This is a genomic window from Cellulosimicrobium sp. So1_17, from assembly GCF_055181235.1.
Map to the genome: position 1 here is coordinate 1,389,126 of NZ_CM143702.1, position 14,577 is coordinate 1,403,702.

At 71.0% G+C, this 14,577-nt stretch carries 13 protein-coding genes and 1 pseudogene; 3 read left to right on the plus strand and 11 right to left on the minus strand.

Annotated elements, in window-relative coordinates; genetic code table 11:
• The first annotated feature begins 182 nt into the window (after nucleotides 1-182).
• Nucleotides 183-1,330: pseudogene (locus ACZCLJ_RS06235) on the plus strand (IS3 family transposase).
• Nucleotides 1,331-1,644: 314 nt separating this feature from the next.
• Here the strand turns inward: ACZCLJ_RS06235 and ACZCLJ_RS06240 are convergent.
• The 6 genes from ACZCLJ_RS06240 to ACZCLJ_RS06265 all read right to left on the minus strand — a co-directional run bounded on the left by ACZCLJ_RS06240 (nucleotide 1,645) and on the right by ACZCLJ_RS06265 (nucleotide 4,684).
• Nucleotides 1,645-2,439, minus strand: coding sequence for a GAF domain-containing protein (locus ACZCLJ_RS06240; protein WP_463105818.1), 795 nt, complete (start codon nucleotides 2,437-2,439; stop codon nucleotides 1,645-1,647).
• A 106-nt stretch (nucleotides 2,440-2,545) separates the two neighbouring features.
• Nucleotides 2,546-2,899: a hypothetical protein gene (locus ACZCLJ_RS06245; RefSeq protein WP_463105819.1), complete on the minus strand. Its 354-nt coding sequence runs from the start codon at nucleotides 2,897-2,899 to the stop codon at nucleotides 2,546-2,548.
• Between the two features lie 54 nt (nucleotides 2,900-2,953).
• Complete coding sequence (locus ACZCLJ_RS06250; RefSeq protein WP_463105820.1) at nucleotides 2,954-3,361, minus strand: hypothetical protein; 408 nt, start codon at nucleotides 3,359-3,361, stop codon at nucleotides 2,954-2,956.
• A complete protein-coding gene (locus ACZCLJ_RS06255; protein ID WP_463105821.1) occupies nucleotides 3,361-3,642 on the minus strand; it encodes a hypothetical protein in 282 nt (93 codons plus the stop codon). The genes ACZCLJ_RS06250 and ACZCLJ_RS06255 overlap by 1 nt, the downstream gene beginning before the upstream one ends.
• Before the next feature lie 51 nt (nucleotides 3,643-3,693).
• Nucleotides 3,694-4,107, minus strand: a complete 414-nt coding sequence (locus tag ACZCLJ_RS06260; RefSeq protein WP_463105822.1) for a hypothetical protein — start codon at nucleotides 4,105-4,107, stop codon at nucleotides 3,694-3,696.
• A gap of 31 nt (nucleotides 4,108-4,138) precedes the next feature.
• Nucleotides 4,139-4,684, minus strand: coding sequence for a hypothetical protein (locus tag ACZCLJ_RS06265; protein WP_463105823.1), 546 nt, complete (start codon nucleotides 4,682-4,684; stop codon nucleotides 4,139-4,141).
• 358 nt (nucleotides 4,685-5,042) lie between these two features.
• Between ACZCLJ_RS06265 and ACZCLJ_RS06270 the strand changes: the two genes are divergently transcribed.
• On the plus strand, nucleotides 5,043-6,272 hold the full coding sequence (locus ACZCLJ_RS06270; RefSeq protein ID WP_463105824.1) for a pyridoxal phosphate-dependent aminotransferase: 1,230 nt from the start codon (nucleotides 5,043-5,045) through the stop codon (nucleotides 6,270-6,272).
• 55 nt (nucleotides 6,273-6,327) lie between these two features.
• Here the strand turns inward: ACZCLJ_RS06270 and ACZCLJ_RS06275 are convergent, their stop codons facing one another.
• The 3 genes from ACZCLJ_RS06275 to ACZCLJ_RS06285 all read right to left on the minus strand — a co-directional run bounded on the left by ACZCLJ_RS06275 (nucleotide 6,328) and on the right by ACZCLJ_RS06285 (nucleotide 11,391).
• Complete coding sequence (locus ACZCLJ_RS06275; RefSeq protein ID WP_463105825.1) at nucleotides 6,328-7,647, minus strand: LCP family protein; 1,320 nt, start codon at nucleotides 7,645-7,647, stop codon at nucleotides 6,328-6,330.
• 133 nt (nucleotides 7,648-7,780) lie between these two features.
• Nucleotides 7,781-10,069: an esterase-like activity of phytase family protein gene (locus ACZCLJ_RS06280; protein WP_463105826.1), complete on the minus strand. Its 2,289-nt coding sequence runs from the start codon at nucleotides 10,067-10,069 to the stop codon at nucleotides 7,781-7,783.
• A gap of 86 nt (nucleotides 10,070-10,155) precedes the next feature.
• Nucleotides 10,156-11,391: a multidrug effflux MFS transporter gene (locus ACZCLJ_RS06285; protein WP_463105827.1), complete on the minus strand. Its 1,236-nt coding sequence runs from the start codon at nucleotides 11,389-11,391 to the stop codon at nucleotides 10,156-10,158.
• A gap of 125 nt (nucleotides 11,392-11,516) precedes the next feature.
• Here ACZCLJ_RS06285 and ACZCLJ_RS06290 point away from each other — a divergent pair, with 125 nt between their 5' ends.
• The gene (locus tag ACZCLJ_RS06290; protein WP_463105828.1) at nucleotides 11,517-12,281 is read left to right on the plus strand and encodes an SOS response-associated peptidase; all 765 of its coding nucleotides are present in this window, start codon (nucleotides 11,517-11,519) and stop codon (nucleotides 12,279-12,281) included.
• 3 nt (nucleotides 12,282-12,284) lie between these two features.
• Here the strand turns inward: ACZCLJ_RS06290 and ACZCLJ_RS06295 are convergent, their stop codons facing one another.
• Together ACZCLJ_RS06295 and ACZCLJ_RS06300 are read right to left on the minus strand one after the other, a co-directional pair.
• The gene (locus tag ACZCLJ_RS06295; RefSeq protein WP_463105829.1) at nucleotides 12,285-13,382 is read right to left on the minus strand and encodes an adenylate/guanylate cyclase domain-containing protein; all 1,098 of its coding nucleotides are present in this window, start codon (nucleotides 13,380-13,382) and stop codon (nucleotides 12,285-12,287) included.
• A gap of 64 nt (nucleotides 13,383-13,446) precedes the next feature.
• Nucleotides 13,447-14,427 (minus strand): biotin--[acetyl-CoA-carboxylase] ligase, encoded by a 981-nt coding sequence (locus tag ACZCLJ_RS06300; protein WP_463105830.1) that lies wholly within the window; start codon nucleotides 14,425-14,427, stop codon nucleotides 13,447-13,449.
• Nucleotides 14,428-14,577 lie beyond the last annotated feature (150 nt).

Here is a 14,577-nt window from a genome sequence, read left to right on the forward strand (position 1 = left end):
CTCGGTGGGTCGAATCTAATGGTCGGTTAAGAGTTCCACGATCGCGCGGCAATCTGGGCCCACCGATTTGCTGCCCGCGGGCTGATGAACCGCCCTGAGTTTCTTGGAGTCTGGTGTGTCCCGCGTTCCGTGGAGTCGGATTACTGGATTCTTGTGCCACCTGACCCTGTAGGAGGGGCCTCGTGGGACGTCGTGGGTATCCGCCGGAGTTCCGGCGCAAGGTGTTGGACCTGCTCGAGTCGGGCCGCAAGGTCGCGGACGTCGCTCGCGATCTCGAGATCAGTGACCAGACGATCTACGCCTGGCGGCGGCAGGACCGCATCGACAAGGGTCTCGAGCCGGGCCTGACCAGCGGTGAGAAGGCAGAACTGGTTGCGGCCAGGAAGCGGATCGCCGAGCTTGAGACCGAGCTGGCGGTCCACCGGCGCGCGAGCGAGCTGCTGGGGACGGTGGTGCCCCCAAAAGGCGGTTCGAAGCGATCGCGGTGATGGCCAGTGAAGGGCTGCCGGTTCAGCCGGCAGTACGGGCCCTCGGCTGCTCGGAGTCCGGCTACTACGCCTCGCTGGTGCGGGCCCCCTCGGTCCGACACGTGCGACACGCCCTGCTGACCGAGACCATCCGCACCATCCACACCGCCTCGCGCGGCGTCTACGGCGCCCGGCGGGTCCACGCCGAGCTCACCCAGGGCCACGGCATCCAGGTCTGGCACGGCACGGTGGAGATGCTCATGGCCCGTGCTGGCCTCAAGGGCCTCGGGGGACGTCCGAAGTGGCGTCGCGCCCGGCCCGACCTGATCTCCACCGACCTCGTCGATCGGCAATTCGCCCGCGATGGCGTGAACGAGTTGTGGGTCACGGACATCACCGAGCACCCCACCCGTGAGGGCAAGGTGTACTGCACCGTCGTGCTCGACGTCTGCTCGCGGCGCGTGGTCGGCTGGTCGATCGACTCAGCGCCGACCGCAGCCTTGGTCACTAACGCGCTCGGCATGGCCATCGAGAACCGCCGGCCACCGGCCGGGACGATCATCCACTCCGACCACGGAGTCCAGTTCGGATCCTGGGCCTTCACCACGCGAGCGAAGGCATCTGGCCTCGTGCCCTCTATGGGATCGATCGGCGACTGCTACGACAACGCCGTCATCGAGAGCTTCTGGTCGCGCATGCAGGTCGAGCTCCTGGACCGGCGTCGATGGCGCACCCGCCTGGAACTAGCGAACGCGATCTTCGAGTACCTCGAGATCTTCCACCACCGCCAGCGCCGCCACTCCGCGCTCGGATGGCTGACGCCCGTAGAGTTCGAGAACGCAGCAACGATCACCGTGGCCTAGATTCCAGCAATCCGACTCCACGGAAGCCGGGGCACACCAGAGCCTCCATCAGACCCAGGGCGGTTCACGAGGGTTGTTTGGGGAGGGGTTCCGCTCCCCAGAAGGAAGCAGGCCGCATCCCCCGCTCCTTCGTGGTTCAACCAGCCGTGTTGCGACGCACGGACTTCGCCGTACCTCGCACGTTCACGAACCGACCGCTGATCGCCGACCTTGACTTCTGACCCTTCCGCGCTTCCTTGCGCGCCTCCTCGACGTACCGTGTGGGGTTGCGCCGCATCTCGGCGATGAGGCGGTCCATGTCCGCCGACCACTCGTCAGTGCCCATCGTCGTCCCCTCCCTCCAGGGTCTTCGTACCAGCATCTACCCACATTCCATCGCACAGTGCGACCGCCACGCCTGAAATGCGCGCAAGGACCTGAATCACACCCTTGTCCTCCTCCGTCAGGTCGCCGGGGTTCGGTGCGTTGACCGTCAGGAGCCCCGTGACCACGCCGTCTACCATCACCGGAGCGGTCAGGAACGTCCTATATGAGCGATCACGCTGGAGGTCCATACCCTCCGGCGGGGTAGCCCGGATGTCCTCACAGAAGTTTGGAAACCCCGTTTCTGCCATGGCCCAGACGGCCTTGCCCTCTCCCTCGTCTCGGAAAAAGCGAGAGATCGGCTCGTCTCCACGGCCGTGTGAGAGAGATGGGTGCGGAACCAGGCAATCACGACCATCAACCTTCAGACGGTAGAAGAAGGATGCCCTTGACTCCTCCTCGCGAGTCAGAATCAGCGCGGAAACTAGCACCATCCAGAGGACGTTCGGCAACTCCTGCAGGCGTCGCTTCGGCGTTGTCTTCGCTACAAGAACAACGAGGGTGCGCGCTAGCGGATTGAGTCCGCGGTAGAGGAGCGCCTTGGAATCGCCCACTTGCCCGACCAAAGATCTCTTGGCGAACACTTCGAGAACTGTTCCGACGATCGCGATCACCGCGAGCGGCAGGACCCGCCACTCGAGAACACCCACGAGGAGGCCGGCAACGCCGAAGGCGATCACGGAGATCGGCGATAGCCATCTCCACCGCCCCGCGGCCAGCATCAGCGCCAGCCATGCCGCCTTCATGCCTCGCGACCTTACCTTCAGCCCAGCCGTCTGCCGTCTAGCGCGCTTCCTCTGGCGACAAATTCACCCGGACTCTCACCTGGCGCCCGGCGATCGTGTCGGCAGCCTATCCCCGCCTACGTGGGATCGTCCGGTACACGTCCTCGACTCGAAGCCACGCGATGAGCTCGTGCTGGTTCGACGGTCCTGATGTCGCCTTGACGACGACCATGACATGCGAGCCGGTCCACCGGATCGCACGCGCAGGCATGAGTTCCTCGTGGGTGTCCCAGAGCAGGCGGACGATCACCGGCAGGTCGCCTTGGGGTCGTGTCGGGACATGCTCGGGCTTCTCGTGGTTGAGAGGTCGGCGCTGCGACCAGGGACGGCCGTCGAGTTCAGCAGGGCGAGGAGCGCGCTGTGCGAGCGAAGGGCGGTCGTCACGCTCGCGTCGCACCAGCGATCCGTCGTCCTGTCCCACGGCACGAGGGTAACGCCGATTCGAACGCCCGTTCGACACGAGCGTCCCGTTCAGTCAATCCTGTTCCGGCACGTCGGCCTGTCGTACGACACGGATGGGCAGGTCCGCCGCGCTTCGCACTCGCAGCCGCAGCTCGAACTGGTGAGTGATCGCTCGGAGCACCTCGTAGGGGTCGACGTCATGGATGAGAAACTCGGTGACGGGGACCTCGCCACCGTTCGCTTCGGCGATCCTGGAAAAGACGTCTCCGCCGTCGGGCATGTCGTCGGCCGCTACCGCCACCACTCGCAGCTCGTGGGCTCGCTCTCCACCACCGATGTCGAGCCCGATCACCGTCCACTGCTCAGGGTTCAGGCCCACTGCTCGCTCGACGGGTGGCGCTGTCTTTCGCTCGTCGAGTTGCGCTGTGCCGACGAGGTCCGGGTAGGTGACCCGTGCGTCGCCCCAGATGAAGTCGGCCACTAGTGCTCCTCCCGACGAGGCAGGATCGTCTGCCAGTGGAATACGTTCAACGCCTCTTCAGGCGACGCGCCTCCATTGCCGTGCTGACTCTTCTCGCCCGTCTTCAAGTTCTCTACCTCCACGAGATAGGAGTACTCGGCCGGCACGTCGTGCTGCAGCATGATGCGCACTTCGAACTCGGTTCCGCTGGTGAACACGCGGTAGGTGTCCACAACGCGGTAGACGTTTGAGTCGTCGATCTGAGATTCGAGGTATCCGATGAGACTTCCGTTTGATGTCATACGGGAAGCCTTATTGGTTCGACAACTCGTGTCACTAGCGCCGACCGAACTTCACCCGAAGCGACACTGCTTGCATCGTCGCCGGCCGTCCGAGGGATACACGATCGTGTTCTCGGGCGTGTACTCGTGCCCCTGCGGACAGTGGGTCTTGGCGAGCTGGTGCGCGCCCGAGCCGACGCCATCGACGTGGCCGGTGCGGTGCCATCGGTTGTAGTGGAGGCGACACCATCCGCGGCCGACTGACGGGCGATCACAGTCAACAACCTCGCACACTCCCCCGCTTCGCTCACGCACCGGCCGCGTCATCTCAAAGTGCGCCCGAGCACGCGTAGAGAGCTCTTCATCGATCAGCCACGGGCCAGTCTCGCCGCGCTTTCCGTTGGCTCGCAGCCAGCGGCGAATGGCGGACGCGGAGACGCCCAGCTCGGCCGCGAGGTCGTTCGGCGTCATGGCCCTGGCTTCCACCGGCCGACCGTATCGCGAGCGACGCAACGCCTCATGCCTCGGCGCCTTCCCGCACGACTTCATCCTCACCGAGCCGTGTGAGCCCGCCGATGTCGACTGGCTCAGCCTCCTCCAGCTTCCCGTCGGAACCGCGTCGCCACCAGACGCCGTTGTCATCCTCGAATACGAGGACGGCCGACACGTCCTCGGATGGGCGTGCTCGGATCACCTCTTCGTGATCCCCTGGGCCACTGAGCCCCCATCTTGCTGCGAGGCGGGGGCCTTCGGAGTTCCGGTAGATGAGCGCTGCGGCGCGGATCGGTGTCTCGGACGCGTTCGAGAGGATCGCCAGATAAGAGCCACGGGGCCAGAAACTCTGCGCGCTGGTGTCTGGCTTGCGGAATCCGAACCGGTAGCTGATGCGTCTTGCCTGTATCTGGCGCGCTCGGGCCGATTCCTGAGCGCGAAGCTCTTTGCTCTCCGCCTGGGCCGCGATACGCTCGCGCCTCTCGACCAGGTAGAGCACGAGCGGCACGCCAGCTCCGATGATGGCGCCTGCGCCGCCGACCCACTCCCCTACGGTTCCCCACTCGATCACGCGCTGTAGTGTGCCGCCGCCCACCCACAGCCTCTAGCACGCCGGTGCTAGGCACTTCCCTTGCAGGTCGCGATGCGAACTCCCCGGTGGCGGTGTTCTCCGAGATGACCTCACCGTCGACCGTGATGCGGCAGGTGATTGACCGACCGTCCTCGCTCTGGGCCGAGATGTACACGAACGACCCGGGATCGAACTCGTGAGTGACGAGGCCCCCTGTCGTGAGCCGGAGCGGAAGGTCCGGCGAGGCCTGCGTGGTACCCGTCGGGGTTTCGGCGGTCATGTCGAAGTAGCGGCCGTCACCGCCTCCACATCGCGCGTCCCACATCCTGGGCGCGGGGCCGCCCAGTAGGGTCGGCGCATGACTCCTCCGACCGGTTCCCTCCCGCCCGGCCGCTGGCAGGACGCCGCCCGCGCGACGGGGCTCCTGCGCGCCGACGGCACGGTCGCGTCGACGATCTTCGCCGAGATGACCGAGCTCGCACGGCGCACGGGCGCGATCAACCTGGGGCAGGGCTTCCCCGACGTCGACGGCCCCTCGACGGTCAAGCACGCGGCACAGCGTGCGATCGAGGAGGGGCACAACCAGTACCCGCCGGGACCCGGGATCCTCGAGCTGCGCAACGCGATCGCGGCTCACCAGTACCGCCACTACGGGCTCGACCCGGACCCGGACACCGAGGTCCTCGTGACCACGGGCGCGACCGAGGCGATCGCCGCGACGGTCCTCGCGCTCGCGGGCCCGGGCGACGACGTCGTGACGCTCGAGCCGTTCTACGACTCCCACGCCGCGTGCATCGCGCTCGCGGGAGCACGGCACGTCACGGTGCCGCTGCTGCCGGGCACCGACCGGTTCCGCCTCGACACGGAGGCCCTGCGCGCTGCCGTCACCGACCGCACGCGCCTGATCCTCGTCAACACCCCGCACAACCCGACGGGCACGGTGCTGGACCTCGACGAGCTCGACGCGATCGCCGCCGTCGCGCGCCGTCACGACGCCGTCGTCGTCACGGACGAGGTCTACGAGCACCTGACGTTCGACGACACGGAGCACGTGCCGATCGCGACGCTCCCCGGCATGCGGGACCGCACGATCACCATCTCGTCCGCGGGCAAGACGTTCTCGTTCACCGGCTGGAAGATCGGCTGGCTGCACGGCCCGGCACCGCTCGTCACGGCGGTCCGGACGGTCAAGCAGTTCCTCACCTACACGTCCGGCGCGCCGTTCCAGCCCGCGATCGCCGACGCGCTGTCCGACGACGAGACGCCCCGCGCCCTCGCCGACTCCCTCGCCGCGCGCCGCGACCTGCTGTGCTCGGGGCTCGTCTCCGCGGGGTTCGAGGTCGTCGTGCCGCAGGGGACGTACTTCGTCGTGGCCGACGGCGCGCCCCTGGGCTTCGACGACGGCATCGCCCTGTGCCGGGAGCTGCCGGCGCTCGCGGGCGTCGTCGCCGTCCCGGTGAGCGCGTTCTGCACCCCCGGTTCGACGACGGCGCGCGCCCTCGCCTCGCGCGTCCGGTTCACGTTCGTCAAGCGCGAGGACGTGCTGCGCGAGGCGGTGGACCGGCTGCGGCGGGCGAGACGCCCCTGACGCCTCTGACACCCCTGACGACGGTGTCGGCGGCGGCCGTGCCGGAGCGCGGTCGTCAGGAGGGCGGGCACACGCCGGGGAGCAGCGTCTCCTCGGGGGCGGGCTCCGTGGGGGCCGCGCCCGGGTCGGTCGCGCCGCCGTCGGCCGGGGGCTGACCGGCGTCCGCCGGAGGCTGACCCGCGTCCGCGGGGGGCGCCGGGTCGGTGCCGGGCTCCTGGGTCCCGTCACCGGTCGTCGCGTCGTCGCGCGGGTCGGCGGGCGCCTCGTGACCCGGCGGCGGCTGGTCGGCGACGATGCGCTGCCAGATCTCGTCGGCGGCGGAGGTCCACTCGACGCGGTTGGCGTCGCTGCTGGCCGTGACCACCGGGAGCTCGGTGAACACGACCTCGGACGGGTCGATGTTCCGCAGGCTGAACGCGAGGCCGGCGAGCGCCGTCGGGTCCGCGATGGTCTGGTCGGCGCTGATCGAGCTGAGCACGGCCTGGATCATGCCGTAGAGCTGCGGGGAGTTGGTGATGAGGTCCTTCGACAGGATCTCGCGCACGGCGGAGTCGATGAACGCCTGCTGGCGCTGGATCCGGGCGAGGTCGCTGCCCATCTCGAGACCCATGCCCTGCCCCTTGCGCGCACGGAGGAACTCGATCGACGTCCTTCCGTCGAGGTCGCGCTGACCGGCGGGGATGTTGAGGGCGGGCGAGTGGACACCGCCTACGACGTCCTCGGGGAAGCACATCGTCACGCCGCCGATGGCGTCGACGACGCCGATGACGCCCGACATCTTCACGACGACGTGGTTCGTGACGGGGATGCCGGTGAGCTCCTGCACGGCCGTGATGGTGCACGCCGCGGCGTGGTCGAGGTCGTCGACCCCGCCGGACCCGATCTCGAAAGCGGAGTTGAACATGCCGTACTGCGGCGAGGACATCGACCCGTCGGGCAGGGTGCAGGAGGGGATCTCGACGAGCGAGTCGCGCGGGATCGAGACGACCTCCATGCGCGTGCGGTCGCCGGACACGTGCGCGATGAAGGTCGTGTCGGAACGCATGCCCTCCTCCTCGCCGGCGAGGGCGGCGTTCTCCTCGTCGCGGTAGTCGGTGCCCATGACCAGGATGTTGAGGGCGCGCCCGGCGAAGGGGTCGTCGGGGTCCTTCGGCGGCTCGACGGCCGGTCCGCCGACCACGAGGTCGGAGACGTCGCTCACCGTGATCTTCGACTTGAGGTCGAGATAGACGGCCCCGGCGCCGACGGCGGCGAAGCTCAGGGCGCCGGTGAGGACGAGGCCGACGGTCCGCGCGACGCGGTGGGAGGCGAGCCTGCGGGCGTGGTGCGGGCCACCCGACGCGCGGGGCGCGGACGGCTCGGAAGACTTGGGCACCCCCTGAGGGTAGGGCCAGCACGGGGAGGCATGCGCGCGACGTCTCGCCGAACCGGTGAAGGTGACGCGAAGACCACGCCGCGGGACGCCGTCGGGCGGGTGCCCGACGACGCCCCGCGGAGGCCCTGACCTGTCAGCGTGCCGCGGCCACGCCGAGGTCGGGCTGGTCGGTGAAGAACCCGTCCATGCCCGCGTCGAGGAACCGCTGGATCTCCCCCGCCAGGTCTCCGTGCGCGGCAGGGTCGGTGCTCGAGCGGAACTCGGCGGGGAGGAACTGGTTCTCGGCGCGGAACGTCCAGCCGTGGACCTCGAGCCCGGCGCGGTGCGCGTCGCGGATCACGCTCGTGGGCTCGCCCAGGGTGCCGTCGGCGCGGCGCGGGATCATGACGTTCTTCTCGAGGCCCACGCCGTCGGCGTAGCGCGCGATCTCCCGCAGCCCGGAGCGGGTGACGAGGTCGGCGTACGTGCGGGGGTCGCCGGCCGCGACGAGGTCGTACGGTGCGCCGGAGCTGCTCACGAGCTGGGCGATGTCGACCTTCGTCATGCGGTCGAGCTCGCGCAGGTTGCCGGTCTCGAAGGACTGGAGGATCACCGGGGCCTTCGACGAGTCGAGACCCGCCTCGCGCAGCGCCGCGACGAGCGGCTCCTCGAGCGAGAGCCCGATCGAGTCGAAGTACGTCGGGTGCTTGGTCTCCGGGTAGACCCCGACCTGCTCGCCGTCGCACGTCTCGGAGTGGCGCGCGAGGTCGAGGACCTCGGCGAGCGTCGGCACGGGGTACAGGCCGTCGAACGCGGTGTTGCCGGGGCGGACCGCGGGGATGCGCTCCTTCGCGCGCAGCGTGCGGAGCTCGGCGAGCGTGAAGTCCTCCGTGAACCAGCCGGTGAGGCTCGCGCCGTCGATCACCTTGGTCGTGCGGCGGTCGGCGAACTCGGCACGGGTGCCGACGTCCGTCGTGCCGCCGATCTCGTTCTCGTGCCGGGCGACGAGCACGCCGTCCTTCGTGGGGACGACGTCGGGCTCGATGTAGTCGGCGCACTGCTGGATGGCGAGCTCGTACGCGGCGAGCGTGTGCTCCGGGCGGTAGCCGCTCGCGCCGCGGTGCGCGACGACCGTGACGTCGTCGGTCGCGACCTTCTCGCGGCGCAGCTCGACGACCGCCAGCTCCGTGTCGTCGGGGGTGCCGGGCACGCGCGCGTCGTTGCCCGGGTAGTTGTTGTCGTTGCCGATGAGCAGGCGCCCGTCGCGGAGCTGGACCACGGTCTCGAACGACTGCACGGGCAGGGAGAACGGGTCGCCCGTGCCGTAGCCGTCGCCGTCACCGATGCCGTGCGGGTTGGCGATCTTCAGCGCGTCGAGCACGAGCTCCTTCTCGAGGTTCCCGGACCGGTCGCGCTCGCTCAGGTCGACGCGGTACACGCGCTTGATGACGGACTGCTCGCCCTCGAAGTCGTCGCGCTCGACGAGGAGCAGCTCGTCCTTGCCGACCAGGAACGCGTCGCCCACGACGTTCGCGTCGGTGTCGACGCGGTAGGTCCAGGTCCGGTCGGTGTAGCGGCCGGCGCGCGTGTCGAACTGGCGCACGACGCGGTCGCGCGGGTCGTCGCCGACGAGCGCGCCCTCGAGCACCGGGTAGAGGTAGCGGCCGTCGCGCGAGCCGGCGAGCGCCTCGAAGCCCCGGCTCGACCCGACGCGCGGCGTCTCGCCCGGAGCGAGGTACGGGTTGGCGGGCGACTTGCCGTCGGGGGACGGGACGGGCGCGGACAGGACCTTGCCGGTCGCGTCGACGTGCACGAGGAACGGCCCGAACTCCTCGCCGATCCAGAAGCTGCCGTCCTTCGCGCGCACGACGGACTCGATGTCGAGGTCGGCCCCGGTGAGGAGCCGCTCGTCGGTGTCCTCGTGGACGATCGGGAAGTCGAACCGGTGGTCGGGGTCGCGCAGGGAGATGTGCTCGCCGACCTCGATCTCCCCGGACCCGCCCCGCGGCGTCTCCCAGTGGGGCGTCACCTTGTACAGGCGCAGGAGGAAGTCCGCCGAGTTGCCCTTGGCGCCGAACCCGTTGTCCGGCTGCGCCCAGAAGGTGCCGTCGCCGTTGTCGATCATCGCCGAGAAGCCGGGGACGACCTGCCCGGCGAACGGCCCCTGCCGCCCGTTGGCGGGCGTCACGAGGGCGCCCGACGGCGGCCCCTCCTCGAGGTGGTCCGCCGACAGGGTGGCGCGGGCGACCAGGGTGGGGACGGTCGTCCAGGTGCGGCCGGAGCCGTGCCCGCCGTTGTGCCCGCCGACCTGCTCGGCGGAGCCGTGGCCCTGCGCTGCGTCGGAGGGGGCGCCGGGAACCGGCGCGGCGCTGGCGGTCACGGGGAGGAGGAGCGTCGCGGCGACCGCGGCGGCGACGACCTTGAGCACGGCTGTGGGTCTCATGAGAACAGCAGAACGCCGCCGGGCGTCGCCCGCATGTCCGGTGGGCGTCGCGCCGACGACGACTCGGTGGCCGCCGGGTGACGACGTCAGACCGGCGTGTGCCAGCCGCCCTTGCGGAAGGCGGGCGTGGCGAGCCCGAGGACGAGCAGGGATGCGACGACCGCGCCCAGCATGACGGTCGACATGGCGACGGCGTCGCCCCCGAGGACGCCGACGAGCGGGCTCACGAGGCCCGCCACGCCCGACTGGAACGCGCCGATGACCGCGGCCGCGGTCCCGGCGATCTCGCCGTGGCGCGAGAGTGCGAGCGCGGACGCGTTCGCCGGGATGAGCCCCTGGAGGGAGAGCACGAGGAAGAGCGCCACGAGGATCCCGCCGAGACCGCCCGCACCGGAGACGGCGACGACGACGAGCCCGACCGCGAAGACTCCCTGCACGACGAGCGCCGTCCGCAGGAGGCGGATCGGCGCGACGCGACGGACGAGAGACGCGTTGAGCTGCGCGGACAGCACGAGGCCGATGCCGTTGACCGCGAAGAGGGCGGCGAACTGCCCGTGGCTGAGCCCGTAGCCCTCCTGGAGCACGAAGGGCGACCCGACGACGTAGCTCATGAGCACCGCCTGCCCGAGGCCGGGCAGGACCGCGAGCGCGACGAAGTGCCGGTCGCGCAGCAGGCTCCGGTAGCCGCGCAGCACGGTCCGGGCTCCCGCGGGGCGGCGGCGCTCGAGCGGCAGGGACTCCGGCATCCAGAGCGCGACGATCGCGGCGAGCACGATCCCGCCCAGCGCGAGCACCCAGAACACGGCCCGCCACGACGCGTGCGCCCCGATGAAGGAGCCGATCGACGGCGCGAGGAGCGGCGCGAGACCGATGACGAGCATCAGCCGCGACAGCACGCGCGCGGCGTCGGACCCGGTGAACCGGTCCCGGATGGCGGCGATCGCGACGACCGACGCGGAGGCGTTGAAGAAGCCCTGGAGGACGCGCAGCGCGATGAGCATGCCGATGTTGGGCGCGAGCGCGCACAGCAGCGACGTGACGACGTGGAGGGTCAGGCCGACCATCACGGGCAGCCGGCGGCCGTAGCGGTCCGAGAGCGGTCCGATGACGAGCTGCCCCACCGCGCCGCCGACGAGCATGCCCGAGAGCGTGAGCTGCGCGAGCGAGTCCGGGGCCCCGAGCTCGGCGCCGACCTCGGGCAGGAGCGGCAGGTACATGTCGACGGTCAGTGCGGGGAGCGTCGCGAGCGCACCGAGCAGCAGGACCCAGCGTGCGGAGGACCTCGGTCGGGGCATGACGGACTCGGCCGAGGAGGAGGGCATGGGGGATATCGTATCGATTCGATCACGAAATGATCGCCCCGGGCGACGTGATTCGCCTCTCCCTGCCGAGCGGCCGAGCGGCCGCGGCCGTGCCGGGTGTGGGCGCCGTGCGGCACCCTGGAAGCATGTGCGGACGCTACGCCTCCTTCCGGGATGCCCAGGACCTCGCCGACGAGTTCGCCGTCGCCGACCTGGCCGACGACGCCCGGCTCCTGCCCCCGTCGTGGAACCTCGCCCCGACGGATCCCGTGCGGATCGTCGTCGAGCGCGCCGCCAAGGACACGGGCGAGGTGCGGCGCTCGCTGCGCGTCGCCCGCTGGGGGCTCGTGCCGTCGTGGTCGAAGAGCCCCACGGGCGGCGCGCGAATGATCAACGCGCGGGCCGAGACGATCCTCGACAAGCCCGCGTTCGCGAAGCCCTTCGGCGTCCGCCGCTGCCTCGTCCCCGCCGACGGCTACTACGAGTGGCGTCTCCTGCCCGACGGCGCGTCCCCGGCGGGCGACGAGGCCCGCCCGCGGCGCGGGAAGACCCCGAAGCAGCCGTACTACATCGAGCCCGGCGAGGGTCGCGGCGCGGCGTTCGCCGGCCTGTACGAGTTCTGGCGCGACCGGACCAAGGCGGACGACGACCCGGACCGCTGGCTCGTGTCGACGACCATCGTGACGACCGACGCCGCGCCGTACCTCGCCGAGATCCACGACCGGATGCCGCTCGTCCTGCCCCCGGACGCCTGGGACGCGTGGCTCGACCCGGCGGTCGACGCGAAGGGCGCCGCCGACCTGCTCGGCCTCGGCGGTCCGCACGACGACGTCCCGATGGTGGCGCGCGAGGTGCCGACCCTGGTCAACACCGTCGCGAACGACGGCCCCGGGCTGCTCGCCCCGGTCTGAGCCTCAGCCCCGGTACGCCCACTGGAGCCGGACGGGCTCGATCGTGCCGAGTCCCTGGACCTCGCGCTCGGGCTGCGCGGTGAGTGCGAACCGCTGGTCGCGCGCGAGCATGCCCGCGGTGTCCCGGTCGACGAGCACCGTCGTCGGGTCGGCGATGTCCACGAGACGGGCCGCGAGGTTCACGCTCGGCCCGAACACGTCGCCGAAGCGCGACAGCACGCGCCCCCACACGAGGCTCACACGGACCGGCGGCACGTCGACGTCCTCCTCGCGCCCTCCCGCCGCCGCCAGGCCGAGCGCGACCCGCGCACCCGTGGCCACGTCGTCGGCGACGTAGAGGACCGCGTCGCCGATCGTCTTGACGACCCGGCCGCCGGCGGCCGTGATGACGTCGCGCGCGCTGGTCTCGAAGAGCTGGACGAACTCGGCGAGCTCGCTCGACCCGAGGCCGCGCGTGCGCTGCGTGAACGACACGATGTCCGCGAACCCGACGGCGCGCGGCAGCGGGAGCGCGTGCTCGTCGACGGCCGTGTCGCGTGCCTGCGAGAACTCGACCGCGAACCGCCCCGCGACCGCGGCGAGCTGGCGCCGCCACGCGTGCAGGAGCTGCTCCTCCAGGACCGGGGCGAGGTCGGGCAGGCGGTCGAGGACGAGCAGCCGCGCGCTCGTGTCGTCGAGGTCGAACCGGCGCGTCAGGTGCTCGACGAGGGCCTCGACCTGCCACAGCACGAGGCGTTCGGTCGTGTGCCCGGTGGAGCGGATGAGGGTCGTCAGCGCGCGGTCGTCGAGCTGCTCGGACCCGGAGAACGCGAAGACGTCCGCGAGCGCCTGCGCGTCCAGCTCGGTGAAGGCGCGTTCCTCGCCCTCCGTGATCGGCAGTCCGAGGGCTTGCCAGTAGGCACGCACCCGGGTCTCGTCGACGCCGGCACGCTGTGCGAGACGCTCGAGCGTGAGGGTGCGGGGACCGCCGAGCAGCGCCTCGTCGAGGACGGCCTCCGTCGCCGCGCCCCCGCCGTCGGCGACGTCGGCGTCGGCAGTGGCGGTCGCATAGTCGGCGGTCGTCTCGTCGTTCCGGGCTGCGGCGTCGTTCTCCTCGGGCACCCCGCGATCCTACGACCGGGCAGTCCCGGCGGTGGTCAGACCTGCGGCCGCAGGTCACGGCCGGTCAGGCCTGTGGGCGCAGGTGGTGGACGTCGCCGCTGTGCTGGACGCTCGTGGTGCCGTCGTCGTGCCGGACGACGAGTCCGCCGTCGGGAGCGAGCCCGGTCGCGGTCCCGACGGACTCGTCCCCGCCGACGCGCTCGACGCGGACGCGCGTGCCGATCGTGGCGCAGACCCGGAGGAGATCGGCGTCGAGGCCCGCCGCGGCCGCGTCCCCGCCGGCGTCCTGCCAGCGGACCACGACCTCGTGGAACGCCTCCTCGAGCGCGACGAGGAGCACCTCGCGGTCGGTCGTCGCGGCGCCGGCGAGAGCGAGCGACGTCGCCGTCGGCACGGGCAGCTCGTCGCGCGCCTGGGTCACGTTGAGGCCGACGCCGACGACGACGCCCCCGTCGGGCAGGACCTCGGCGAGGATCCCGGCGACCTTGAGCAACGGCCGCGGCGTGTCAGGGCGGGACGACACCGGGGTGACCTGCGGCCCTGACACGCCACCGAGGTCCGCCGTGGTGTCAGGGCGGGACGACACCGGGGTGACCTGCGGCCCTGACACGGCGCCGGGGTCCGGGACGAGCACGTCGTTGGGCCACTTCACGACGGCGTCGACGCCGGCCGTCGCGCGCAGCGCCCGGACCGTCGCCAGCCCGGCGAGCAGCGGCAGCCAGCTCAGCGCCTCGCGCGGCAAGTCGGGGCGCAGGAGCAGCGAGCCGAGGAGCGCCGCTCGGGGCGGCGTCGTCCACGACCGCCCGAGCCGGCCCCGGCCGACGCCCTGGTGCTCCGCGACGAGCAGCGCCGGCGCCGGCCATGCGCCCGGGTCCGCGGCGACGGCTTTCGCGAGCTCGGCGTTCGTCGACGTCGACTCCTCGACGACCTCGAGCCGTGCGAGCGGGCCCGCGGGCCGGACGAGCAGCTCGCGCAGGAACTCCGCCCGCAGCGCGGGGCGGACCGCGTCGTCCTGCCGGGACTCGCCGTCGGGCACGCTCACCATCCCGCCATCCTCCCTCACCAGCCGCTGCGGGCACGTCGACGGCCCTGAGGGCGAGCCGACGGACGAGGTCGGGGTGGGCGGGACCCGACCGTCCCGCTTGTCGAGACCCACCAACGCCCGCCCCCACCGCGCTGGTGACGACCGCATCGA